The following is a 24136-nucleotide window of genomic DNA, read 5'->3' on the forward strand; positions in this document are numbered from 1 at the left end:
GTGTTACATTTCGATTTCAAGTCGAGGTTCCAACCCGGAAAGGCGGACGCCGGTGAGCGAGTCGTCAGAACAGCCCCACGCCCTCGTTGAGCAGCGCGGACACACCCTGATCGTCACCCTGAACCGGCCAGAGTCCCGCAACGCTCTTTCCGGCGAAATGCTGGCGATCATGGTCGAGGCCTGGGACCGCGTCGACAACGACGACGACATCCGCTCGTGCATCCTGACCGGCGCCGGTGGTTATTTCTGCGCGGGCATGGACCTCAAAGCGGCCAACAAGAAGGCACCCGGCGACTCCTTCAAAGACGGCAGCTACGACCCGTCGCGTATCGACGGCCTGCTCAAGGGGCGCCGGCTGACCAAGCCGCTGATCGCCGCGGTGGAAGGCCCGGCCATCGCCGGGGGCACCGAGATCCTGCAGGGCACCGATATCCGCATCGCCGGTGAAAGCGCCAAGTTCGGTATCTCCGAAGCCAAGTGGAGCCTGTACCCGATGGGCGGCTCCGCGGTGCGACTGGTGCGCCAGATTCCCTACACCATGGCCTGTGACCTGCTGTTCACCGGTCGACACATCACCGCCGCCGAGGCGCTGGAGATGGGCCTGATCGGCCATGTGGTGGCCGACGGCCAGGCTCTGACCAAGGCGCTGGAGATCGCCGAGCAGATCAACAACAACGGACCACTGGCGGTGCAGGCGATGCTGCGCACCATCCACGAGACCGAGGGCCTGCACGAGAACGATGCCTTCAAGATCGACACCAAAATCGGCATCAAGGTCTTCTTGAGCGAGGACGCCAAGGAAGGCCCGCGGGCGTTCGCCGAGAAGCGCAAGCCGGAATTCAAGAACCGCTGATGCGGGTCGCAGTCACCGGCGGCACCGGTTACCTCGGCGCCCACACGGTCAAGGCCCTGCTCGAAGCCGGGCATTCGGTTCGGCTCATGGTCGCCCCGGGCTGCGGTGCTGAGCCCGTCATTCCGCGACTGCGTGAGCTGGGCGCATTGGAGGTCCTCGACGGCGACATCCGCGACACCGCGGTGGTGGCTGCGCTGTTGGACGGCTGCGACTCGGTGTTGCATGCCGCGGGGGTGGTCGGCACCAACGACCGCCAGGAAAAGTTGATGTGGGACATCAACGCCTACGCCACCGAAGCGATCTTGACCCGCGCCGTGGCCGCCGGTCTGGACCCGGTGGTGTCGGTCAGTTCCTACAGCGCGCTCTTTCCGCCGCCGAACGGGATCATCGGGCCGGACTCGCCCACCGTGCCCGGGCGCAGCGCGTACGCGCGCACCAAGGCCTACGGCGAGCGGGTGGCCCGCCGGCTGCAGGACGAAGGCGCCCCGGTCGTGGTCACCTATCCCTCCAGCGTGGTCGGCCCGGCGTTTCATACCGCGCCCGGTGTCACCGAGCGGGGCTGGACGCCGATCGTGAAGTACCGGGTGGCGCCGGTGGTGCGCGGCGGCATGGCGATGGTCGACGTCCGCGACATCGGCCGGGTGCACGAGGCGCTGATGCGGCCCGGCCGCGGCCCGCACCGCTACCTGTGCGGCGGGATCATGGTCAGCTTCGCCGAGATGATCGCCGCGGTGGAGCAGGGCCTGAGCAAGCCGGTGCGGCGAATCCCTATTTCGCCCAGCGTTTTCAAGGGAATCGGCCGAGTCAGCGACCTTGCCAGCAAGCTGCTGCCGCTGCCAGAGTCGCTGAGCTACGAAGCGGCCTGGCTGCTGACCTCGGCCACCCCCACCGACGACTCGGCCACCTTGGCCGATCTGGGTCTGGAGTGGCGGTCGCCGACGGAGGCGATCATCGAGTCGCTGCGGGCGCCCCTCCCTTCCCCGCCGAGCGGGTAACCAGCACGCTTTTTTGCCGAACGGCGCGGGCGACGCGGCTAAGCCAGCACCGGCTTAGTCGGGGTGAACACCACCGGCATCGACTCCAGGCCACTGACGAAGTTCGCCGGCCGCAGTGGCAGCGCGTCATCGGAGGCCAGCCGCAGATCCGGCAGGCGTTGCAAGATCTTCTGCGTCATCAGCCGTAACTCCAGCCGGGCCAGCTGGTTGCCCAGGCAGAAGTGCGTGCCGAAGCCGAATGCCACGTGACTGTTGGGGTCGCGGGTGACGTCGAAGCGCTCCGGCTCGTCGAATACCGACTCGTCGAAGTTGGCCGACTCGAACAGCAGCAGCATCTTCTCGCCCTCGCGCAGCTGCGTGCCGTGGAACTCGGTGTCGCGGGTCAGGGTGCGGCACATGTTCTTCACCGGCGAGGTCCACCGCAGCATCTCCTCGATCGCCACCGGCAACCGATCGGGTTCGCGCTGCAGCAACTCCCACTGATCGAGGTGGCGCAACAGCTGCGCCGTGCCACCGGACAGGGTGTGGCGAGTGGTCTCGTCACCGCCGATCAGGATCAGCAGCGTCTCGAAGATGATCTCGTCGTCGGTCATCTGCGCGCCGTCCACCTCGGCGTTGACCAGCACGGAGAACAGGTCGTCGGTGGGCTCGGCCCGACGTTTCGTGATGGTGTTCCTGGTGAATTCGGTCCAGCCGGCGAACGCCGCCATGACCGCCTGAGCCGTCGCCGATTCCGGATCCAGGTGTGAGCTCAGCCCAGCCACCAGGTCGTCTGACCACCGCAGCAGCATCGACCGTTCTTCGGGCAGTACCCCGAGCATGTCACCGATCACCGCCATCGGCAGCGGGGCGGCGATGTCGCGGACGAAGTCGCATTCGCCGCGCTCGCACACCGCGTCGATGAGCGTGTCGCACAACGTCTCGATGGACGGCAGCTGGGCGTGCACGCGTTTGCGGGTGAATCCGGCGTTGACCAGCTTGCGGCGCACCAGGTGCTCCGGGTCGTCCATGTCGATCATGTACGGGAAGCCCGGTTGGTCGGGACGGATGCCGCCGGCGTTGGAGAACACCTCGGGTGTGCGTTCGGCGTCGATCACCGCTTGGTAGGTCGACGCCGCGGCCAGCCCGTTGCGGTCCCGGAACACCGGCTCGTTGGCCCGCATCCAGCCGTAGGCGTCACGGGCACCTCCGTCGGCGTAGAACGTGCCGTCGGTCAGATCGACGTCCGGCTTGGTGGCCGGCTTCGCGTCGGCCATTACCTCGGTCATTGGCGTCCTCCGGATTACAGTGGGAGCCATGGCTCTTTCACAGCACACCATCGCTGGCACTGTGCTTACCATGCCGGTCCGTATCCGTCACGCGGATGTACATTCCGCGATGTTTTCAGTGCCCGCGGACGCCGCGCAGGCAATGATCGACTACAGCGGCCTGCAGGTCTTCCAGCAGCAGCCGGGACGTGCGGTGGTCAATCTGATGCTGGCTCGCTATATCGACGGCGACCTGGGTAAGTACCTGGAGTTCGGGACCGCGGTGATGGTCAACCCGCCGAGTTCATGCGGCGGTTCCAGCTTCGCCTCTCCTCCGTCGAGCCTCGCTAAACCGCCGGGCACCGAGGCCAGCGGCTGGCGCGCATTGGGCTCGGCCGGTGCGTTCATCCACCACCTGCCGGTCGACCAGGCGTTCACCCTGGAGGCCGGGCGCACCATCTGGGGATTCCCGAAGATCATGGCGGACTTCACCGTTCGCGACGGCCGGCAGTTAGGTTTCGATGTCGCCGCCGATGGCCAGCACATCGCCACCATGGAATTCGGGCGCGGCCTGCCGATTCCAGGACCGCTCACTTCGCGGCCCCGGGTGCTGCAGGCATTCAGCCACCTCGACGGCGTTACCCGCCAAGTGCCTTGGGAGATGCGAATTTCGAAAGTGCGTGGGTCGCTGGGCGGTACCACGCTGCGGCTGGGCACCCATCCGTACGCCCGCGAGCTGGCTGCGCTGGGCCTGCCCAAGCGGCCGATGATGTCGTCGACCGTGGGCCGCGTCGAGATGACCTTCGGCGACGCGCAGGTGGTGGGCGCCTAAATCTTGGCGTCCCGCCCCTCCCAGTACGGGTCGCGCAGCTTGCGCTTGTACAGCTTGCCGTTGGGGTCGCGCGGCATCTCGGCGATGTAGTCAATCGAGCGGGGCAGCTTGAACTTCGCCAGCCGCGCCGCCGCGTACTCCATAAGTTCGGCGGTCAGCGTGTCGTCTCCGGCCACGCCCTCGGCGGGCTGGACGACAGCCTTGATCGCCTCGCCCCATTCCTCGTCGGGCACCCCGAACACCGCGACGTCGAGCACCTTTGGGTGAATGATCAGCTCGTTCTCGATCTCGGCCGGGTAGACGTTGACTCCGCCGGAGATGATCATGTTGGTCTTGCGGTCCTGCAGATACAGGTAGCCGTCCTCATCCAGGTAGCCGACGTCGCCGACGGTGAACAGGTCACCAGCACGGCTCTCCTCGGTCTTCTTCTGGTCGTTGTGGTAGGCGAAGGTGGAGCCGCCCATCTGCATGTAGACGGTGCCGACCTCGCCGGCCGGCAGCTCGTTGCCTTCGTCGTCGAGCACCTTGACCACCGAATACGGCCAGGCCTTGCCCACCGAACCGGGGTGGGTCAGCCACTCGGCGCCGCTGATCTTGGTGCCGCCGCCCTCGGTGGCGGCGTAGTACTCGGTGATCACCGGACCCCACCAGTCCAACATCTGGCGCTTGACCTCGGGCGGGCACGGTGCCGCGCCGTGAATCATGTTGCGCAGCGAGGACATGTCGTAGCGCTCGCGCACCTCGGCGGGCAGCGCCAACAGCCGACGGAACTGGGTGGGCACCATGTGGCTGTGGGTGACCCTGTGCTCGGCGATCAGCGCCAGCATCTCTTCGGGATCCCACTTGTCCATCAGCACCACCTTGTGGCCCAGCTGGATGGAGATCGACGAGAAGTTCAGCACCGCAGTGTGATACAGCGGCGAGCCACAGATGTGTACGTGGTTGTCGAACGGCAACAGGTCATACAGCGCGAAGAAACCGGCCGAGGCAACCGGAACCGCGTCGGGGTCGGCACCGGTCAGCGGCCGCTTGACACCCTTGGGCTTGCCGGTGGTGCCGGAGGTGTAGAGCATCGCGGCGCCCATGGTGCGCACGTCGGGCCGGGTCGCCGGCTCGTCGGCGCCCAACGTGGACAGCGGAGCAAACCCGGCCATTTCAGTCAGGTCGCCCACTCCAAAGCGCCCCTGGGCGGGCAAGCCGGCCTGGTCCGCGGCGATCTTCGACGCATCAGCGAACCGCTCATGGGCGACAACGACTTTCGCGCCGCTGTCGGAGAGGATGTAGCCGATCTCCGGACCGGTGAGGTGCCAGTTGACGGCCACGATGTAGAGCCCGGTCTGCATGGCGGCGAAGTACACCGCGAGCGTATCGACGATATTCGGCAGCACCATTACCAGCACGTCGCCGGGCGCCAGGCCCATCGCTTGGAGCCCGCGGCCGTAGCGGTCGGCGCGTGCGGCCAGCTCCCCGTAGGTCAGCCGGCCACCGTGGACGTCGACGACAGCGACGGCGTCGGGGGTGTCACGGGCGATGTTCCACAGGCCGGCTTCGCTCATTCGGCCAATCTAGAACGCGTTCTAGTCTGCTCGCAAGGCAGGAACGGCGCCGTGCGCCCAAGCGACCTAAACCAGCGAGGCCAGCTGCTGAATCTGCTCCGGGCTGCGTCCGGTGACCACCATCATGGTGACGCCGGCGGCCTCCCACACCGTGATCTGCTTACGGACGTAGTCGATGTCTCCCACGATCGCGGCGTCGTCCACCAACTCGTCGGGGATGATCTCGCCGGCTTTGTCCTTTTGTCCGGAGCGGAACAACTTGGTCACGTCGTCGACGACCTCGCCGTAGCCCATCCGGCGGTAGACCTCGGCGTGGAAGTTGGTGTCCTCCGAACCCATGCCGCCCATGTAGAGCGCCAGGTAGGGCTTCATCGCCGCGAACGCGGCGGCGCGGTCCTCGGTGATGACGATGTTGGCCGTCGCGCAGATCTCGAAGGTCTCCCGGGTACGGCGAGCACCCGGACGGGCAAAGCCTTCGTCGAGCCATTCGTTGTACATGTCGGCCAGCCGCGGGGAGTAGAAGATCGGCAGCCAACCGTCGGCGATCTCAGCCGAAAGCGCAACGTTCTTCGGGCCTTCGGCGCCGAGCATCACCGGGATGTCGGCCCGGCGTGGGTGGGTGATCGGCTTGAGTGCCTTGCCCAGCCCGGTGCTGCCCTCGCCGCTGATCGGCAGCGGGTAGTGCGGGCCGGCGCTGGTCACCGGGGCCTCGCGGGCCCACACCTGGCGCAGGATGTCGATGTACTCGCGGGTGCGCGCCAGCGGCTTGCCGAAGCGCTGACCGTACCAGCCCTCCACCACCTGCGGACCGGACACGCCCAGGCCCAGGATGTGACGGCCACCGGAGAGGTGGTCCAACGTCAAAGCGGCCATCGCGCAGGCGGTCGGGGTACGTGCCGACAGCTGAACCACCGAGGTGCCCAACCGAACCCGGGACGTCGACGAGCCCCACCAGGCCAGCGGCGTGTAGGCATCGGAGCCCCAGGCCTCGGCGGTGAAGACCGCGTCGAAGCCGGCATCTTCGGCCGCGGTCACCAGTTCGGCGTGGTTGGTCGGCGGCTGCGCGCCCCAATATCCGAGTTGCAGTCCCAGCTTCATCCTTGGCTCCTCGCTCGCCTGCTTGCCACCATTGTTAGAACCTGTTCTACTCGATGCCGTGACTGCCAGCCAAAGCACCCGCGCGCAGATCGATCAGCATGAGCCACCGCTGTCTGCGCCGCTGAAGTTGTCCTTCGACTACACACGTTCAGTCGGCCCTGTTCTGGGCGCGTTCTTCACCGCTCTGCGTGAGCGCCGCATCGTCGGCGTACGTGGCTCCGACGGTCGGGTGTACGTGCCACCGGCCGAGTATGACCCGGTCAGCTACGAACCGCTCACCGAGATCGTACCGGTGAGCAGTGTGGGCACCGTGGTGTCGTGGTCCTGGCAGCCGGAGCCGCTGGAGGGCCAGCCGCTGGACACCCCGTTCGCCTGGGCGCTGATCAAGCTCGACGGCGCCGACGTGGCGTTGTTGCACGCGGTGGCGGCCGAAAGCCCCAAAGACATCAGCGTCGGTACCCGGGTGCACGCGCACTGGGCCGAGGAGACCGTCGGCGCGATCACCGACATCGCCTACTTCGCGATCGGCGAAGAGGCAGAACCGGTAGCCGATGTCCCCGATGAGCGTGATCCGGTGACCATGGTGGTCGTCCCGTCCAGCCTGGAGATCCAGCACACCGCATCGCTACCCGAAAGCGCGTATCTGCGCGCCTTGCAAGAGGGCAAACTGCTGGGGGCCCGCACCGGCACCGAGGGCAAGCTGTACTTCCCGCCCAAGGAAGCCGACCCGGCCACCGGCCTGCCGCTGGACAACTTCGTCGAGTTGCCCGACACCGGAACGGTGACGACGTTCGCCATCATCAACATCCCGTTCGCCGGGCAGCGCATCAAGCCGCCGTACGTGGCCGCCTACGTGCTGCTCGATGGTGCCGATATTCCGTTCCTGCACTTGGTGTCCGACATCGACGCACACGAGGTGCGCATGGGCATGCGTGTCGCGGCGGTGTGGAAGCCCCGCGAGGAGTGGGGCCTGGGCATCGACAACATCGAATACTTCCGGCCCACCGGCGAACCGGACGCCGACTACGACACCTACAAGCACCACCTGTGAGGGGCAGCATGACGCAACGCGATGTCGCGGTGGTGGGTTTCGCCCACGCCCCGCACGTTCGCCGCACCGACGGCACCACCAACGGCGTCGAGATGTTGATGCCGTGTTTCGCTCAGTTGTACTCCGAGCTGGGGATCGCCCAGACCGACATCGGTTTCTGGTGCTCGGGTTCCTCGGATTACCTTGCCGGACGCGCATTCTCCTTCATCTCAGCGATCGACTCGATCGGCGCGGTTCCGCCCATCAACGAGTCGCACGTGGAGATGGACGGCGCGTGGGCGCTCTATGAGGCCTACATCAAGGTGCTGACCGGTGAGGTCGACACCGCGCTGGCCTACGGTTTCGGCAAGTCCTCGGCCGGCCAACTGCGCCGAATCCTGGCGCTGCAGACCGACCCCTACACCGTTGCGCCGCTGTGGCCCGACGCGGTCTCGATCGCAGCGTTGCAGGCCCGGCTCGGGCTGGACAGTGGTCAGTGGACCCGCGAGCAGATGGCCCGGGTGGCAATGGATTCGTTCGCCGCGTCAGACCGGGTGGACTCGGTGGAGTCGTCGACCGACCTCGACGAGCTGCTGGCACGCCCGTTCTTCGCCGACCCGCTGCGCCGGCACGACATCGCACCCATCACCGACGGCGCGGCCGCGATCGTCCTGGCCGCCGGCGACCGGGCTCGCGAACTGTGCGAAAACCCGGCCTGGATCACCGGATTCGAGCACCGGATCGAAACTCCGGTGCTGGGCAGCCGGGACCTGACCCGCTCCCCTTCGACCACCGCCTCCACTCGCGCGGCGACCGGCGACGACATGCCCGCGGTGGACGTCGCTGAGATCCACGCTCCGTTCACCCATCAGCACCTGATTTTGACCGAAGCCATGCAGCTGCCGTCGAAGACCAAGGTGAACCCCTCCGGCGGCGCCCTGGCGGCTAATCCGATGTTCGTCGCGGGACTGGAGCGCATCGGCTTTGCCGCACAACACATCTTCAATGGTTCGGCGGGCCGAGTACTGGCCCACGCCACCAGCGGACCTGCGCTGCAGCAGAACCTGGTCGCGGTGATGGAAGGACGCAACTGATGGGCCAGCTCGCTGCGGTGCTGGGCACCGGGCAGACCAAGTACGTCGCCAAGCGCCAGGACGTGTCGATGAACGGCCTGGTGCGTGAGGCCATCGATCGCGCGCTGGCCGATTCGGGCTCGACGTTCGACGACATCGACGCGGTGGTGGTCGGTAAGGCTCCGGACTTCTTCGAGGGCGTCATGATGCCCGAGCTGTTCATGGCCGACGCCGTGGGCGCCACCGGCAAGCCGCTGATCCGGGTGCACACCGCCGGCTCGGTAGGCGGCTCGACCGCGGTCGTGGCCGCCAGCCTGGTGAAGTCCGGCAAGTTCCGGCGGGTGCTGACCATGGCCTGGGAGAAGCAGTCGGAGTCCAACGCCATGTGGGCGCTGAGCATTCCGGTGCCGTTCACCAAGCCGGTGGGAGCCGGCGCCGGTGGCTATTTCGCCCCGCACGTGCGGGCCTACATTCGCCGCTCCGGCGCGCCGACGCATATCGGAGCGATGGTCGCGGTCAAGGACCGGCTCAACGGAGCCCGCAATCCCCTGGCGCATCTGCATCAACCGGACATCACGCTCGAGAAGGTGATGGCATCCCAGATGCTCTGGGATCCCATCCGATTCGATGAGACCTGCCCGTCCTCCGATGGTGCCGCCGCAATGGTGATCGGCAACGAGGAGATCGCTGACGCGCGGGTCGCCGAGGGGCATCCGGTGGCCTGGATCCACGCCACGGCACTGCGCACCGAGCCACTGGCTTATTCCGGTCGCGATCAGGTCAATCCGCAGGCCGGCCGAGACGCTGCGGCGGCGCTGTGGAAGGAAGCCGGGATCACCAGCCCGATCGACGAGATCGACTGCGCAGAGGTGTATGTGCCGTTCTCCTGGTTCGAGCCGATGTGGCTGGAGAATCTCGGGTTCGCTCCCGAAGGTGAGGGCTGGAAGCTCACCGAGGCCGGCGAGACCGCGATCGACGGCAAGATCCCGTTCAATGCCTCCGGCGGCGTGTTGTCGTCCAACCCGATCGGCGCCTCGGGCATGATCCGGTTCGCCGAGTCGGCGATCCAGGTGATGGGTAAGGCCGGTGACCACCAGGTCCCGAATGCCCGCAAGGCCTTGGGTCACGCCTACGGCGGCGGCTCACAGTACTACTCGATGTGGGTTGTCGGCGCCGACAAGCCCGCCAACTGAGGAGGAGACCCGCATGAACGCAGATCACCCCGCCCACATTGCGGGCAAGCGCTCCCGTGACGCGGTAGCTGCCCGCGACAAGGAAGCTTGGCTGGCCAACTTCGCCGACGACGCGATCGTGCAAGACCCGATCGGGCCGTCGCATTTCGACCCCGAGGGCAAGGGCCACCGCGGCCGCGACGAGATCTCGGCGTTCTGGGACAAGGCCATCGCGAGCACCGACAAGATCGAGTTCAACTTCACCGACACCTTCCAGTGCGGTGACGAGGAAGCCAACACCGGAAACATCACCATCACCATGGGCGGTCATCAGATCGTCACCGAGGGTGTGTTCACCTACCGGGCCAACAACAAGGGTGAACTGGTCGCGCTGCGCGCCTACTGGGAGTTGGACCGCGCCGCGAAGACGGCCCGCAAGATCTAGGCCAAGATGTAGGCCTTGCGGCGCCGGCCGGTCACTGTTCGGCGACCGGCTCCATGCCTTCGCGGTACCGCTTCGCCAGGTCGCGGTAATACGGCGGGTTGGCGTTGATCCACATCTCTGCTCCGGTTCCCGCGATCGGACCTTTGACGACGGCGGGCGAGCCGGTCACCAGCACCCCGGCCGGGATCTTGGTGCCGGCAAGCACCGTCGCGCCGGCCGCAACCAGGCTGCGGCTGCCGATCACCGCGCCGTCGAGCACGGTGGCGTGGTTGCCGATCAATGCCTCGGCGCCGATGTTGGCGCCGTGGATGAGGCACATGTGCGCGATCGTCGCGCCCGGGCCGATGTCCACCGGAACGCCCGGCGGCACGTGCAACACCGAGCCGTCCTGCACGTTGGCACCCTCGCGCACCACGATCGGCGCGTCATCGGCGCGCAGGATGGCGCCGAACCACACCGAGGCCCCGGCTTCGATGGTGACGTCCCCGATGAGCGTGGCGGTGGGAGCCACGAAGGCGGTGGGATCGATCTTGGGCGCCCGGCCATTGAAGGAGAACAGCTGCATCGTCCACATATACCAGGGACGAAAGACCCCGAACCAGCAGGGCTTATTGCGTAAACAGGCGTCAAAACTGTAACGTGTTCTAGTTAGAAGCGAAGGTTGGAGGCAACAGGTGAGCACTGACAACGCCGAGGTCGGCGTCCGCCACATCGATACCGGAACACTGCCGGACCGCTATGCGCGTGGCTGGCACTGCCTGGGCCCGGTGAAGGACTTCCAGGACGGCAAGCCGCACTCGATTCACGCGTTCGGCGCCAAGCTGGTGGTTTTCGCCGACTCGCAGGGTGAGCTGCACGTGCTCGACGCCTACTGCCGCCACATGGGCGGCGACCTGAGCCGCGGTGAGATCAAGGGCGACGAGGTCGCCTGCCCGTTCCACGACTGGCGCTGGGGCGGCGACGGGCGCTGCAAACTGGTGCCGTACTCCAAGCGGACCCCGCGGGTGGCGCGCACCCAGTCCTTCCCGACCGACGTGCGCGGCGGGCTGCTGTTCATGTACAACGACCCCGAAGGCAACCCGCCGCCGGACGAGGTGCGGATCCCGGAGATCCCGGAGTGGTCGAGCGGTGAGTGGACCGACTGGCGCTGGAACTCCATGGTGATCGACTCCAACTGCCGCGACATCATCGACAATGTCACCGACTTCGCACACTTCTTCTACATCCACTACGGCCTGCCCACCTCGTTCAAGAACGTCTTCGAGGGCCACGTCGCCTCGCAGTACCTGCACAACGTCGGGCGTTCCGATGTTCCCGGCCTGGGCACCAGTTACGGCGGTTCGGAATTGGACTCCGAGGCGTCCTACTTCGGCCCGTCGTTCATGATCAACTGGCTGCACAACAGCTACGGCGGTTTCAAGGCCGAGTCGATCCTGATCAACTGCCACTACCCGATCAGCCAGGACCAGTTCCGGCTGATGTGGGGCGTGATCGTGCAGAAGCCCAAGGGGCTCGACGACGCGACGACCGAGAAGATCGCCGACGCCATGACCGACGGGGTCAGCAAGGGCTTCCTGCAGGACGTGGAGATCTGGACGCACAAGAGTCGGATCGAGAACCCGCTGCTAGTCGAGGAAGACGGCGCGGTCTACCAGCTGCGCCGGTGGTACTCGCAGTTCTACGTCGACGCTGCCGACGTCACGCCCGAGATGACCGATCGCTTCGAGATCGAGATCGACGCGACGGTGGCCAACGAGAAGTGGAACGCCGAAGTCGCCGAGAACCTGCGGGTGCAGGAAGAGGAAGCGAAAGCCGCAAAGGCTTCCGAAACCGTTAACGCAGAGTAGGCCTGGCGCCATGGCCCGCGAGGTTCCCGACGCCGGTGAGCTGGCCCGGTCCATGCTGATGTTCTACGGTCCGCACGACGACCACGGCGAGCACGGCGACTCCCCCGACGACGGGCCCGACACCCGCTACTCGCGGCAACCGCTGTTTCCGGTCGACCCGGAACGCTACGAGGCGATTCGTGCTGCGACCGAACGAGATACCGACCGCTACCTGCATTCGGGTCTGATGCCGGTGGAATGCCGGCACTGCACCGCCACCGTCGAGGTCAAGAAGCTGGGGCCCGGATACACCTCGGTGCAATGGAATTCAGCGGCGGTGCAGCAGTGTGCCTACTTCGCCGCCGAACGCGAGGCCGGCCACTCCAGTAGTCGCAGCCGCGGCTGCCCGAAGCTCTCCAAGAGCATTGCGCACGCGGTCGCCGAGGGCCATCTGGAGGAGGGCTCCAGCGCTCCCCCGCCCGGCGACGGCATCGACTAGCCCCACGCCCTGCGAGCAGTCACTAAGCTGCTGGCGCGGCTACAGGCCGGCGAAGCGCTCCCGGACCTGCTCGGCGGTCAACCCGTAGTCGGCCAGCGAGTATTCGTGCTTGGGCGCGCGCGGGCCGGTCTTGCTGGCGGCATAGTCGTCGGCCATGGCCTGGCGCGCCTCGTCGGAGAGCGGCAGGCCGAAGCGTTCGTAGATGCCCGCGGCGGTGGCCAGCGGGTCGGCGACGAAATCCTGGTAATCGATGTCGCAGAACTGGGCCTGGTCATATTGGGCGCGTTGGCTGTTGAACAGCTCCAGCCCCCGCGCCCAGGTCTCCATCTCGTCGGCGCCGATCTGCGCGCCGACGAAGGTGTTCGACTGACCTTCGGTGGTGTGCCGAGCCAGTGAGCACATCGACGCCAGGATGGTCTCGGCCGGCCGATGGCACTGCACGATGAGCGCGTCGGGATAGACCGCCATGATCGCGTCCAACGCGAACAGATGGCTGGGATTTTTAAGCACCCACCGCTTGTCCGGGTCGTTGAGACCGATCAGCTGCAGGTTGCGGCGATGCCGCTGGTACGCCGGGGTCCAGTCCTGCTCGGAGAGCCAGCGTGAATAAGTAGGCAGGTGCGCCAGCGTCTCATAGGACACCGAGTGCAGCGATTGGCGCAGCAGCTGCCAGCATTCCTCCAGGCCGTCGGCGGTCATGAAGTGCAGCCCGGTGTAGTCCGGGTTCTCGTCATGGTGCCGTTCGAACTGGGCCTTCATCTGCTGGTAAACCGGGTTGCTGTCCCAGGTTTCGCGTGGCGGCCGCGGCTGCGGAAACTCGGCCAGCCACATCTCTAAGCCCTGGTGCGCCGGATCGGCCCCCAGTAGCCGGTGCAGCGCGGTCGTTCCGGTGCGGGGCAGCCCGGTGACGAAGATCGGCCGCTCGATGCCGACCTGGGTGTACTCAGGATTGGCATTCCAGCCGGCCTGTGACAGCAGCCGGGCCACCAGCGCACCGCGCAGGAAGAACCGGTTCATCTTGCTGCCCAACTCGGTGAGGTCGGCCTCGCTGCGATAGGAGTCCAGCAATACACCGAGTGCTTCGCGGTAATTGTCGTCGTCGGGACCGAAGTCGTCCAGACCCACCATCTTTGTGGCCGAGGCGTGCAGATCCTCGACGGTGCCGACATTGGTACGAGCGGTCATCAGTTGTGGTACTCCCCGCAGTTGACGTCGAGAACCTGGCCGCTGATGCCGCTGGCCAGGTCGCTGGCCAAAAACAGCACCGCCGAGGCCACTTCGTCCTCGGTGGGCAGCCGCTTCAGGTCGGAGTTGGCGGCGGTGGCCGCGTAGATCTGCTCGACGGTGGTGCCGTACTTGCCGGCCTGGTGGGCGAAGTAACTCTGCAAGGTGTCGCCCCAGATGTATCCGGGTGCAACGGAGTTGACGCGGATACCCTGCTCGCCCAGTTCGGACGCCAGCGACTGCGACATCGCCAGCAGCGCAGCCTTGGCCATCTTGTATGCGCCGTACTTGGGCTGCGAGTGCCGGATCACCATCGAGTTCAGGTTGACGATCGAGCCCTTCGCCGCGGCCAGAGCCGGCGTGAAGCCCTGGGTCAGCCGCAGCGCGCCGAGCCCGCTGAGTTCGATGGCGTCGCGGATGTGCTGAAATGTGGTCTGCGCCAATGGCTTCATCGACGGTACCCGGAAGGCGTTGTTGATCAACACGTCGATGTGGTCGAACTCGGCCGACGCTGCCTCCACCAGCTGGGTTACCTGGTCGTCGTCGGTGATGTCGGTCGGGACCACCAGGGCACGGCGCCCCGCGGCCCTGACCTGCTTGGCCACCTCTTCCAGGCGATCGGCGCTGCGCGCGGCCAGCACCAGGTCGGCACCCTCGGCCGCGAACCGAGTGGCCATCGTGCTGCCGAGGCCCGGCCCGACCCCGCTGATCACGACGACTTTGCTCGTCAGCATTCCCGTCATCTTCACCCCAGCATTCTGTTAGCGATTTGCTGCTGCCGCTGCGCGATTCGCGCTCGCCAGTCCTCTTGCGAAATCTTGTTGTGGTCATAGAAGGGCAGTGCCGACTGCACGGCGTCGACGTCGATGAGCTCGACGGTCGGACCGTCAGCCTCGGTCAGTTGCCGCGACACCCGCTGCCAGCGGAACTGCAGGAACCCGCGCCGATGGCCCAGGGTCTCGACCCAGTTGGTGACCCCGGGATCGGTGTCGGAGACCACGATCCGGATCTTGCCGTCCGGATCGGCTTGCGCCTGAGTGCCGTTCAGCGAGGTCTGGTGGTTGATGTAGTCCAGCGAGATGTACCACAGGCTGCCCAACTGGAAGCCGAGGTACGGCGCGTCCGACACCGGCAGGGTGATGACCAGCGCCTGGCCGGGCGCGAGCTCGTAGTGCCCGGCCGACGAGTACTGCGTGGCCAGACCGCCCGGCGTGAGTCGCGGCGCCACCATAGCGTTGACCGGGAGGTTCAGGTAGAACCACTGTGGGAACGCGAGCCAGGTCTTGATGCGGTTGATCAGCTGTTTTCCCGCTGCCGCATAACGCTTCTCGATCAACTGGCGGGTCAACGGCGGCGGTGCGGTGCCTTCGGTGTCGGTCCTGGCGATCGAGAGGGTGCCGCGCTGGGCGGCCCAGTCGTTGTAGACCTCGCGGATCACCAGTTGCGCCGGCGCCTTCGGCTGGAAGCGCCAGGTGAAGGTGCCGTCGGCGGCAACATCGAGTTCGCGGTCGTCGAAGGCGGCCTCACTGGCCGGGACGTTGTCGTCGGTGTATTCGCCTCCGAGCAGCTGGAAACTGAGGTCGGTGGTGGTCCCCCGGGTCCCCTGCACCACGTAGTCATTGCCGGGGCGCACGACGGTGCCGAAGTACAGCGTGTCGGGGTTGTCCAGACCCATCTTGGTGAACGGCCCGGTGCCCGACAGTAAGAACGGGTGGTCACGCTCGCTGTTGAAGGCGGCGTGCACACACGCCTCGACGCCGCCGGCCAGGTATTGCAGGCCCTCGAGCAAGTCGGCCTCGGTCTCGATGTGCGGAGCCGCGGCGACCAGCTTCTCCGCCTCGGCGATCGCGGCCGAAAGGGGTTCGGAGTACATCGCTGCAACACCTCACAGATCGTCGATTGGTTCAATATTGGACCGACATGGTAGATATCTCGAACCGACTTTAGACGGTCGCGGTAGCATGCTGCAATGGCTGTGCCTGAACAAGCGGCGCCCCCACGAGTCGTGCGGTCGTCCCCGCCGACCGAGCGGGTGGTGACGATCCTGGACTTTCTGGCCCGCCACCCCGACCAGAGCTTTGGATTGTCCGAACTGGCCCGGCGCACCGAGCTGTCCAAGCCGACCTGCCTGGGCATCGCCAACGCCCTGGCCGACGCCGGCTATCTGAGGCGAGACGATCCCGCCAAGACCTACCGGCTCGGGGCGGGCCTGATCTCGCTCGGTCGCGCGGCCCAACAGTCGCTGCGGGTCGGTCCCGAGGCGCGCGAGCAACTGCGGCGGCTGTCCGCGGATTTCGCCACGTCTGCGGCGCTGAGCGCGGTGGTCGACGACCGAATCACCGTGCTGGAGCTGGTGGCGGCGCCCAATGCGCGGCTGGGAGTTCAGGCTGGCCAGAGTTATCCGTTCGCGCCTCCCGTCGGATTGATGTTCGTGCTCTGGGACGACCCTGCGCTGCAGGACTGGCTGGCCCGCCAGCCCACCATCCCGCTGCGATCGGAGAGCGAGCGCCTACAACGCGTCGTCGACGAATGCCGTGCCGACGGCTACCTGGTCGAGCGACTGACACCCGGCGGGCAGCGGCTCTACGGGTTGATGGCAGGACTGCCCAGCGATCTGCCCGACGAGCTGCGCGCCCTGCTCGGCGAGCTGGTCTCCGATATCGGCGAACGGGTCTATCTGCGTGGCGAAGCCGGCAGCCGGGGCCGCCACGACATCAGCGTGATCTCCGCGCCGGTCTACGATCACCATCAACGCCAGGCAATGGTGGTGTCGCTGCACGCCCAGCGCGCACTGACCGACTCCGAGATCACCAAGTGGGCGCGCGGACTGCTGCGGACCGCCGAGGCGCTCACCGCGCAACTGGGCGGAACCAAGCCCGTTTGGCTGTTAGGTTCGGCGACATGACGGCGCTGGTCTTGTCGACTGCGTCCCGCCTGGAGCTGTCCGAGCTCGTGCACCGCTACGCCAGCTACGTCGATGCGCGACGATTCGACGAGGTAGCCGAATTGTTCACCGCCGACGCCGAACTCGTCCTGCCGGATCCGCCGGATCACCTGGAGCCATGCGTGCGCCACCACGGCCACGCCGGCGTGCGGGATGCGATGTCGGCACTGGCCGCGGTAACCCGCACCCAGCACGGCATCGTCGGCGAGGTCTACACCGCCTCTACCTCAACCTCGACCGACGTCGCGAGCGGAGAGATCACCGGGGTAGCGCACCATTGGATCGAGCACGACGGCAAGCTCACCGACCAGATCTGGTACCTGCGCTACCGCGACGCCTATCACCGCGTCGGGCAGGGCTGGCGGATCGCCCAGCGAAAACTGACCATCGACGCGATCGAGTCGCGACCGGCCCGGCAGGTGCGCTCATGAACAGACCCCAGATCTCTTTGCAGCTGAAGACTTTCACCGACGATGCCGGTCACGACTGGGGCACCACCCTGGCGCTGGGCGCGGCGATGGACGCTGCGGGTGTCGATCGGGTGGTGGTCTCCGACCACGTGGTGTTCGGCGAGAATCCGGATGCGTACGCCGACCCTCGGCTCGGCGGGATCGCCGGCGGGCGCCAGCCGACCGGGCCCGACGGACAGTGGCTGGATCCGCTGATCGTGCTCACCGCGCTGGCCGCGACCACGACTCACATCCGTTTGGGCACTGCGGTGTTGCTGGCGGCACTGCGCCGTCCGGCGGTGCTGGCCAAAGAGCTGGCCACCCTGGATGTGCTGTCGGGAGGGCGGCTGGATCTCGGCGTGGGCGTCGGCTGGCAACGCGAGGAGTACGAGGCCGCCGGACTGTCATTCGAGCGCCGCGGGCGACTGCTGGATCACACCCTGGAGGTGTGCCAGACGCTGTGGACCCAGCAGCGCAGCAGCTACACGTCCCCGGAGTTGTCGTTCCAGAACATTCACCAGATGCCCAAGCCCGTTGCCGCAGGCGGGGTTCCGATCTGGGTGAGCGGCACCGTCAACGACGCGGTGGCGCGCCGGCTGGCCCGGTTCGGGTCCGGCTGGATCCCGTGGGGTCCGGCGATGCGCGACCCGGCCGGTGCCATCGCGGCGATGAAGGACCGCATCGCCGCACTGGGCGGCGATCCGACCGGCCTGCAGGTACTGGGCCACGCCACCACCGCCAAGAACCCGGACGGTTCCCTGGACACCGCGGCCACCGCGGCCTCCGCACCGGCACTGGTAGCCGCCGGGGTCACCGATGTGCGGGTCACCTGCTCACTACCCAAGGACATCGGCCGGGCCACCGAGCTGCTGGGCGAACTCGTCTCGGCGTTCCGCGCCGCAACCGGCTAAGGAGACATCGATGGAAAAGGTCATGATCGTCGCGCGTACAGCCGATTTCAGCGACCAATGGTGCCAGAATCTGCGGGGTCCGATCGCGGCGAAACTACTGGATCTGGGGCTGCCGGGCGTCGTGGTCAACGTGCGCGACGAGCCGGTGCGCGACTCCATGATGACCCTGACGACGCTGGATCCGCCGGCGGCGGCCGTCATCAGCCTGTGGACCCAGCAGTACTACGGCGAAGCGACCCGGGCAGCCATTGCACTGATCGAGGCCGAATCTGATTCGGCGGCAGCATATTTGGTGACCGAATCGATGCCGATGCCGCCGCCGGACCTCGGCGAGGGCCGCCGTACCCGGGGGCTGGCCAATGTGGCGCTACTGCGGCGGCCGGCTGATTTGGACGAGGCGACCTGGCTGCACCGCTGGCACATCGACCACACCCAGGTCGCGATCGACACCCAGGCGACCTTCGGCTACACCCAGAATGTCGTGATCCGCCCGCTCACCGAGGACGCACCCGGCATCGACGCCATCGTCGAGGAGAACTTCCCCGACGAGGCGGTGTCCGACCCGTACGCGTTCTACGGCGCGGCCGACGAGGCCGACCTCAGCGATCGGGTGGGCCGGATGATCGCCAGTGTCAGCGCGTTCGGTGCGCAGTTGAACATCGACACCGTGCCCACCAGCCGCTATGTGTTCCGGTCGCCGTTCGTCACACACACTGCTGGGACAGCGTGATCAACGCCTCCCGTACATGCGGGTGCCGTTCGAGGTAGGACAGCACCGGGTTGGGGGCGCCGGGATCCTCCTGCCGTCCCTTCTCGTCTAGCTCGGCCCGGACGTCCGGGTGTCGGTTCAGGTACGCGTCGATGGAGTTGCCGAAGGTCTGGTCGCATTGCTGCGGTGCGGCGTTGGCCACCGGTGTCAGTACCGCGGCCACGCTGAGCAAGCTGACCGCGATCGCTCGAGTAATACCGCTCATCACTCGACGGTACCCGCGTTTTCAGTTCACGCTGGCCAGGGCGAACGGCAGTACCTGCGGGGCGCCCGCAGCCCGCAGCACCCGGGCCGCCATGGTCAACGTCCACCCGGTGTCGGTGACGTCGTCGACCAGCAACACCGGGCCGATATCGGCCGGAAGTTCCGCCGGCGGCAGCCAGCAACCCTGCAGCGCGGCGACCCGGTAGGCCGAGTTCGCCGCCGTCGTCGCGCGCCGGTTCGGGGCATACCGCAAGGTGTCCAACCGGGTCAGGCGGCCGAGTTCGGCCAGCCGGTCGGTCAACGAGCCGATCAGCACCGGGTGCGTTGCCGAGTCCAGGCCCAGCACCGCGGTCGGCCGGGTCCGCCACTCCCAGCCGGCCAGCACGCTCACGGCCGCACGCACCACCTCGTCGGGCACTTCGCGGTCCGGCTCGTCGAGCAGCCGCCGCAGCCGTGCACCCCAGCCCAGGTCGGTGAGACGGCCGATGACCCGGCCCGGTTCCGGCCCGTCGGCGATCCGGCCGGACAGGTCGACGCCGAGCTGCGCCAGCCCCGACGGCCACTGTCGCCGCGGCGTGATCTCCACGCCGGGACGCATCAGCCGCTCACGGGTGGCGGCGGCGGCGCTGGGATCCACGGCGGCGTCAAACCGCGGTCCGGCGCAGTTGTCGCACCGTCCGCAGCGCTCCCCTGCCTGCAGCTGGGGGTCATTGAGTTGGGCCCGCAGAAAAGTCATCCGGCAACCGTCGGTGCGTTGGTAGTCCAGCATGGCCTGCTGCTCGGCCCGGCGTAGCTCATCGAGCTTGCGGTAGCGCGCCTCGTCGTAGGTCCACGGGGCTCCGGTGCCCAGCCAGCCGCCCTTGACTCGGCGCACCGCGCCGTCCACATCTAAGACCTTGAGCACCATCTCCAACCGCGACCGGTTCAGGTCGACCCGCGCTTCCAGCGCCGGCGTCGACAGCGGCTGATCAGGGGACAGTTCGCCGATCACTTTGCGCACCAAGGACTCCGCCGGGAAGGCCAGCGACGCGAAGTAGCGCCAGATGTCGGCGTCCTCGGCGCCGGGCAACAGGATCACCTCGGCGCTGGCGGTGGCGCGCCCGGCGCGACCGACCTGCTGGTAGTAGGCAATCGGCGAGGACGGTGCGCCCAGGTGGACGACGAATCCCAGATCGGGTTTGTCGAATCCCATGCCCAGCGCCGAGGTGGCGATCAGCGCCTTGACCCGGTTGGCCAGCAGGTCGGCCTCCAGCTGCTCGCGATCGGCCGAGTCGGTCGAACCGGTGTAGGCGGCCACCGCGAACCCCTGCGCGCGCAGGTCGGCGGCCACATCGTGGGCTTGGGCCACGGTGAGCGTGTAGACGATCCCGGATCCGGGCAGCTGCTGCAGGTGAGTGCCGATCCAGGCGGCCCGCTGCGCTGGACCACCGGCGTGCACCACCGACATCCGCAGCGATTCGCGGTCCAGGCCGCCACGCAGCACCAGGGTGTCGCCACCGCCGACCCCCAGCTGGCCGGCGACGTCGGAGACCACCCGGTCGTTGGCGGTTGCCGTAGTGGCCAGCACCGGGATGTCGGCGCCCAGCTCGGCGATCAGGGTGCGGATACGCCGGTAATCGGGCCGGAAGTCGTGTCCCCAGTCCGAGACGCAGTGCGCCTCGTCGACCACGACCAGCCCTGCCTTGGCGGCCAGTGCCGGCAACACCTGATCGCGGAAGTCGGGATTGTTGAGCCGCTCCGGGCTGACCAGCAGCACGTCGAGTTCGCCCGCGGCCACCCGGCGTTGTACGTCGGCCCACTCGGTCACGTTGGATGAGTTGATGGTGGCCGCGTGCACACCGGCGCGTTCGGCCGCGGCGACCTGGTTGCGCATCAGCGCCAGCAGCGGCGACACGATCACCGTCGGACCGTGCCCACTGGCCCGCAGCAGCTTCGCGGCGATGAAATACACCGCCGACTTGCCCCAGCCGGTCCGCTGCACCACCAGCGCGCGGCGGCGCGCCACCACCAGCGCCTCGATCGCCGCCCACTGGTCGTCGCGCAGCCGCGCCTGCGGTCCGGCCAGCTGCTCCAGGATTGCCTGGGCTTGTGGCCGTGTGGTCATGCTGCGGTTATTTCGTGGCCCGCTCTCGCTGGATTTCCAGTGCGATGTCGATGAGCTGGTCTTCCTGGCCGCCGATCAGCTTGCGCTGACCGACCCGCAGCAGCAACTCATGCGCCGGCACCCCGTAACGCTCACCCTGGCGCACGGCGTGCTTGAGGAAACTCGAGTACACCCCGGAATAGCCCATCACCAACGCGTTGCGGTCCAGCACGCACTCGGCGGGCATTGCCGGGCGCACCACGTCCTCAGCGGCATCAGCGATGTCGAAGAAGTCGATACCGGTCTTGACACCGATCTTGTCGAACACCCCGATCAACGCCTCCACCGGAGCGTTGCCCGCACCCGCACCGAACCGCCGCACCGAACCATCGATCTGCTTGGCCCCGGCACGCACCGCCTCCACCGAGTTAGCCACCCCCAGCCCGAGGTTCTCATGCCCGTGAAAACCCACCTGCGCGTCATCACCGAGCTCAGCGACCAACGCCGACACCCGGTCGGCCACCCCTTCGAGCACCAGCGCACCAGCCGAATCCACCACATACACACACTGACAACCCGCATCGGCCATGATCCGGGCCTGCGCAGCCAGCTTCTCCGGAGAGATGGTGTGGGCCATCATCAAAAACCCCACCGTCTCCAACCCCAGCTCGCGGGCCAAGCCGAAGTGCTGGATCGAGACGTCGGCCTCGGTGCAATGCGTGGCGATCCGGCAGATCGCGCCACCGTTGTCCTGGGCCTCTTTGATGTCCTCCTTGGTGCCCACCCCCGGCAGCATCAGGAAGGCGATCTTGGCGTCTTTGGCGGTCTGCGCCGCCAGCTTGATCAGCTCCTGTTCCGGAGTCTTGGAAAACCCGTAGTTAAAGCTCGACCCGCCCAACCCGTCACCGTGGGTCACCTCGATCACCGGCACCCCGGCAGCATCCAGGGCGGCCACGATCGCGCCGACCTCATCGAGAGTGAACTGATGCCGCTTATGGTGGCTGCCGTCGCGCAGCGAGGTGTCGGTGATCCGCACATCGAAGATGTGGTCGCTCATTTCGCTCCTCCAGCCGTGACGCCGGCCATCTCGCGGGCGATCTCCTCGCCGACCTTGGTCGCCGCCGCCGTCATGATGTCCAGGTTGCCCGCATACGGTGGCAGGTAATCCCCGGCACCCTCAACCTCGACGAACGTGGTCACCACCGCACGCCCACCCGAATTCAGCGACGGCTCATCGAACTGCGGCTCGTTGAGCAGCCGGTAGCCCGGCACGTAGGTCTGCACCTGGGCGACGACGTCCTTGATGGACGCGGTGATCGCGTCGCGGTCGGCGTCCTCGGGGATCTGGCAGAAAATGGTGTCGCGCATGATCATCGGCGGATCAGCCGGATTCAAGATAATGATCGCCTTGCCGCGCTGCGCACCACCGATGACCTCCACCCCACGCGAGGTGGTCTTGGTGAACTCATCGATGTTGGCCCGGGTGCCCGGGCCGGCCGACACACTCGCAACACTGGCCACGATCTCGGCATACGGGACGGTGCCGCCCTGGGCTGTGACCGCGCGGGTGACCGCGTACACGATCGGAATGGTGGCCTGCCCACCGCAGGTGATCATATTGACGTTGGGCGCGTCGACGTGCTCGTGCAGGTTTGCCGGCGGAATCACCGCCGGACCCACCGCGGCCGGGGTCAAATCGATCGCCCGGATCCCGGCGGCCTCATACTTGGGCGCATACGCCTTGTGCACATAAGCACTGGTGGCCTCGAACACGAAATCCGGCTTCTCATCCAACCCCAGCAGCCAGTCCGCTCCTTCGGCCGAGGTCTCCAAACCCAGCTTGCGCGCCCGAGCCAAGCCCTCAGACTCCGGATCGATGCCGATCATCCAGCGCGGCTCCAGCCACTGCGAACGCAGCAACTTGTACAACAGGTCAGTGCTGATATTGCCCGACCCGACAATCGCCACTGAGGCCTTAGCAGCCATGAACGCTCCTCAATTCGAATCTATTCGAAAACCAGCCGGACAGAACCCAGCCCGGTGAACTCGGCAACACAGTCGTCACCGGCATGTACATCGATGGCCCGGGTCGCGGTGCCCGGCAACACGATGTCGCCGGCCTTCAACCGCACCCCGAAGCTTTCCACCTTGCGAGCCAGCCAGGCCACCGCGGTGACCGGGTTGCCCAGCACCGCGTCACTGCGGCCCTGGGCGACCACCTCGCCGTTCTTGGTCAAGGACGCGTCGATGTTCTTGATGTCGATGTCACCGGGCTTGACCCGCTGCTTGCCCAGCACGAATCCCGCCGATGAGGCGTTGTCGGCGATGGTGTCGCAGAGTTTGATCTTCCAGTCGGTGATCCGGCTGTCGATCAGTTCGATCGCCGGGGCGAAGGCCTCGGTCGCGGCCAGCACGTCCTCTTCGGTGCAGTCGGCGCCCGGCAGATCCGCGGCCAGGATGAAGGCCACCTCTACTTCGATCCGCGGGTAGAGGTAGTTCGACGCCTTGACCGGGGAGTCCTCGAACACCTGCATCTCGTTGAGCAGGTGCCCGTAGTCCGGTTCGTCGACGCCCATCATCTGCTGCATCGCCTCGCTGGACAGGCCGACCTTGTGTCCGACGACGCGGGCGCCCTCGGCGATCCGCTGGCGGATATTGATCAGCTGGATCTCGTAGGCGTCGACGACGTCGATGCCGGGCTGAGCCGCCGTCAACGGAGAGATCGGAACCCGACTCCGCTCCGCTTGCGCCAACTCGGCAGCGAGTTCCTCACGGATCTGGGCGCTGAGCATCTTCGATGGTCCCCTCGGGTGGTGTTGAGCGGATGAAACGAGCCGTTCAGCGGCAATTCTATAACGTGTTCTAAAACGCCAACACGGAGACGAGGCCGCAGCCCACCGTGGCGGCGCCGCTGACCGATCTGCCC

General features: G+C 66.9%; 25 protein-coding genes. 13 read left to right on the forward strand and 12 right to left on the reverse strand.

Translation table 11 applies throughout. The features are described 5' to 3' along the window. Positions 1–52 precede the first annotated feature (52 nt). Positions 53–853 carry a crotonase/enoyl-CoA hydratase family protein gene (locus EJK91_RS10880; RefSeq protein ID WP_024442211.1) on the forward strand — a complete coding sequence of 267 codons (801 nt, stop codon included), beginning with the start codon at positions 53–55 and terminating at the stop codon, positions 851–853. Beyond that, positions 853–1848 (forward strand): NAD-dependent epimerase/dehydratase family protein, encoded by a 996-nt coding sequence (locus EJK91_RS10885; RefSeq protein WP_024442210.1) that lies wholly within the window; start codon positions 853–855, stop codon positions 1846–1848. The genes EJK91_RS10880 and EJK91_RS10885 overlap by 1 nt, the downstream gene beginning before the upstream one ends. A gap of 38 nt (positions 1849–1886) precedes the next feature. Here EJK91_RS10885 and EJK91_RS10890 read toward each other — a convergent pair whose 3' ends face one another. Further along, positions 1887–3104 (reverse strand): cytochrome P450, encoded by a 1218-nt coding sequence (locus tag EJK91_RS10890; protein ID WP_275451590.1) that lies wholly within the window; start codon positions 3102–3104, stop codon positions 1887–1889. 40 nt (positions 3105–3144) lie between these two features. Here EJK91_RS10890 and EJK91_RS10895 point away from each other — a divergent pair, with 40 nt between their 5' ends. Next, positions 3145–3927, forward strand: coding sequence for an acetoacetate decarboxylase family protein (locus EJK91_RS10895; protein ID WP_036457724.1), 783 nt, complete (start codon positions 3145–3147; stop codon positions 3925–3927). Here EJK91_RS10895 and EJK91_RS10900 read toward each other — a convergent pair. Then, positions 3924–5483, reverse strand: coding sequence for an acyl-CoA synthetase (locus tag EJK91_RS10900; RefSeq protein WP_125078929.1), 1560 nt, complete (start codon positions 5481–5483; stop codon positions 3924–3926). The genes EJK91_RS10895 and EJK91_RS10900 overlap by 4 nt on opposite strands. Before the next feature lie 66 nt (positions 5484–5549). Continuing rightward, positions 5550–6581 carry an LLM class F420-dependent oxidoreductase gene (locus tag EJK91_RS10905; protein WP_125078930.1) on the reverse strand — a complete coding sequence of 344 codons (1032 nt, stop codon included), beginning with the start codon at positions 6579–6581 and terminating at the stop codon, positions 5550–5552. A 58-nt stretch (positions 6582–6639) separates the two neighbouring features. Between EJK91_RS10905 and EJK91_RS10910 the strand changes: the two genes are divergently transcribed. From EJK91_RS10910 to EJK91_RS10925, 4 genes are read left to right on the forward strand one after another with little or no spacing between them, the layout of a single operon-like run. After that, entirely contained in the window at positions 6640–7632 is a 993-nt protein-coding gene (locus EJK91_RS10910) for a Zn-ribbon domain-containing OB-fold protein (RefSeq protein WP_125078931.1), read from the forward strand. A gap of 8 nt (positions 7633–7640) precedes the next feature. Continuing rightward, positions 7641–8705, forward strand: a complete 1065-nt coding sequence (locus tag EJK91_RS10915; protein ID WP_125078932.1) for a thiolase domain-containing protein — start codon at positions 7641–7643, stop codon at positions 8703–8705. After that, entirely contained in the window at positions 8702–9877 is a 1176-nt protein-coding gene (locus tag EJK91_RS10920; protein WP_164517935.1) for a thiolase domain-containing protein, read from the forward strand. Before EJK91_RS10915 ends, EJK91_RS10920 begins: the two co-directional genes overlap by 4 nt. Before the next feature lie 13 nt (positions 9878–9890). Further along, positions 9891–10301: a nuclear transport factor 2 family protein gene (locus EJK91_RS10925; protein ID WP_125078934.1), complete on the forward strand. Its 411-nt coding sequence runs from the start codon at positions 9891–9893 to the stop codon at positions 10299–10301. Positions 10302–10332: 31 nt separating this feature from the next. Here EJK91_RS10925 and EJK91_RS10930 read toward each other — a convergent pair whose 3' ends face one another. Beyond that, a complete protein-coding gene (locus tag EJK91_RS10930; protein WP_024442201.1) occupies positions 10333–10866 on the reverse strand; it encodes a gamma carbonic anhydrase family protein in 534 nt (177 codons plus the stop codon). A 109-nt stretch (positions 10867–10975) separates the two neighbouring features. On the opposite strand from EJK91_RS10930, the gene EJK91_RS10935 reads away from it, so the two are divergent. Next, complete coding sequence (locus EJK91_RS10935; protein ID WP_024442200.1) at positions 10976–12148, forward strand: Rieske 2Fe-2S domain-containing protein; 1173 nt, start codon at positions 10976–10978, stop codon at positions 12146–12148. A 10-nt stretch (positions 12149–12158) separates the two neighbouring features. Then, the gene (locus tag EJK91_RS10940; RefSeq protein ID WP_024442199.1) at positions 12159–12626 is read left to right on the forward strand and encodes a hypothetical protein; all 468 of its coding nucleotides are present in this window, start codon (positions 12159–12161) and stop codon (positions 12624–12626) included. A 39-nt stretch (positions 12627–12665) separates the two neighbouring features. Here EJK91_RS10940 and EJK91_RS10945 read toward each other — a convergent pair whose 3' ends face one another. The 3 genes from EJK91_RS10945 to EJK91_RS10955 are packed head-to-tail and all read right to left on the reverse strand — an operon-like array spanning position 12666 to position 15723. After that, entirely contained in the window at positions 12666–13811 is a 1146-nt protein-coding gene (locus EJK91_RS10945; RefSeq protein ID WP_046299951.1) for a sulfotransferase family protein, read from the reverse strand. Next, positions 13811–14593 carry an SDR family oxidoreductase gene (locus EJK91_RS10950; RefSeq protein ID WP_046299982.1) on the reverse strand — a complete coding sequence of 261 codons (783 nt, stop codon included), beginning with the start codon at positions 14591–14593 and terminating at the stop codon, positions 13811–13813. Before EJK91_RS10950 ends, EJK91_RS10945 begins: the two co-directional genes overlap by 1 nt. Before the next feature lie 2 nt (positions 14594–14595). After that, on the reverse strand, positions 14596–15723 hold the full coding sequence (locus EJK91_RS10955; protein ID WP_125078935.1) for a hypothetical protein: 1128 nt from the start codon (positions 15721–15723) through the stop codon (positions 14596–14598). A 96-nt stretch (positions 15724–15819) separates the two neighbouring features. On the opposite strand from EJK91_RS10955, the gene EJK91_RS10960 reads away from it, so the two are divergent. Genes EJK91_RS10960 through EJK91_RS10975 form a run of 4 tightly spaced genes read left to right on the forward strand, consistent with a single transcriptional unit; the run spans position 15820 to position 18884 of the window. Then, the gene (locus tag EJK91_RS10960; protein ID WP_024442195.1) at positions 15820–16755 is read left to right on the forward strand and encodes an IclR family transcriptional regulator; all 936 of its coding nucleotides are present in this window, start codon (positions 15820–15822) and stop codon (positions 16753–16755) included. A gap of 5 nt (positions 16756–16760) precedes the next feature. Further along, positions 16761–17225, forward strand: a complete 465-nt coding sequence (locus EJK91_RS10965; protein ID WP_046299981.1) for a nuclear transport factor 2 family protein — start codon at positions 16761–16763, stop codon at positions 17223–17225. Then, positions 17222–18154, forward strand: a complete 933-nt coding sequence (locus EJK91_RS10970) for a TIGR03619 family F420-dependent LLM class oxidoreductase (RefSeq protein ID WP_046299950.1) — start codon at positions 17222–17224, stop codon at positions 18152–18154. The genes EJK91_RS10965 and EJK91_RS10970 overlap by 4 nt, the downstream gene beginning before the upstream one ends. A 10-nt stretch (positions 18155–18164) precedes the next feature. Further along, positions 18165–18884: an EthD domain-containing protein gene (locus EJK91_RS10975; protein ID WP_046299949.1), complete on the forward strand. Its 720-nt coding sequence runs from the start codon at positions 18165–18167 to the stop codon at positions 18882–18884. Here EJK91_RS10975 and EJK91_RS10980 read toward each other — a convergent pair. Genes EJK91_RS10980 through EJK91_RS11000 form a run of 5 tightly spaced genes read right to left on the reverse strand, consistent with a single transcriptional unit; the run spans position 18859 to position 24002 of the window. After that, on the reverse strand, positions 18859–19128 hold the full coding sequence (locus tag EJK91_RS10980) for a hypothetical protein (protein ID WP_024442191.1): 270 nt from the start codon (positions 19126–19128) through the stop codon (positions 18859–18861). The genes EJK91_RS10975 and EJK91_RS10980 overlap by 26 nt on opposite strands. 21 nt (positions 19129–19149) lie before the next feature. Continuing rightward, positions 19150–21231, reverse strand: a complete 2082-nt coding sequence (locus EJK91_RS10985; protein ID WP_125078936.1) for a RecQ family ATP-dependent DNA helicase — start codon at positions 21229–21231, stop codon at positions 19150–19152. 7 nt (positions 21232–21238) lie between these two features. After that, positions 21239–22267 (reverse strand): 4-hydroxy-2-oxovalerate aldolase, encoded by a 1029-nt coding sequence (gene dmpG / locus EJK91_RS10990; protein ID WP_125078937.1) that lies wholly within the window; start codon positions 22265–22267, stop codon positions 21239–21241. Further along, a complete protein-coding gene (locus EJK91_RS10995; protein WP_125078938.1) occupies positions 22264–23196 on the reverse strand; it encodes an acetaldehyde dehydrogenase (acetylating) in 933 nt (310 codons plus the stop codon). The genes dmpG and EJK91_RS10995 overlap by 4 nt, the downstream gene beginning before the upstream one ends. Before the next feature lie 20 nt (positions 23197–23216). Further along, the gene (locus EJK91_RS11000; protein ID WP_125078939.1) at positions 23217–24002 is read right to left on the reverse strand and encodes a 2-keto-4-pentenoate hydratase; all 786 of its coding nucleotides are present in this window, start codon (positions 24000–24002) and stop codon (positions 23217–23219) included. Positions 24003–24136 lie beyond the last annotated feature (134 nt).

The organism is Mycobacterium sp. P7213 (assembly GCF_900604305.1).
In the GTDB taxonomy this organism is placed as follows: domain Bacteria; phylum Actinomycetota; class Actinomycetes; order Mycobacteriales; family Mycobacteriaceae; genus Mycobacterium.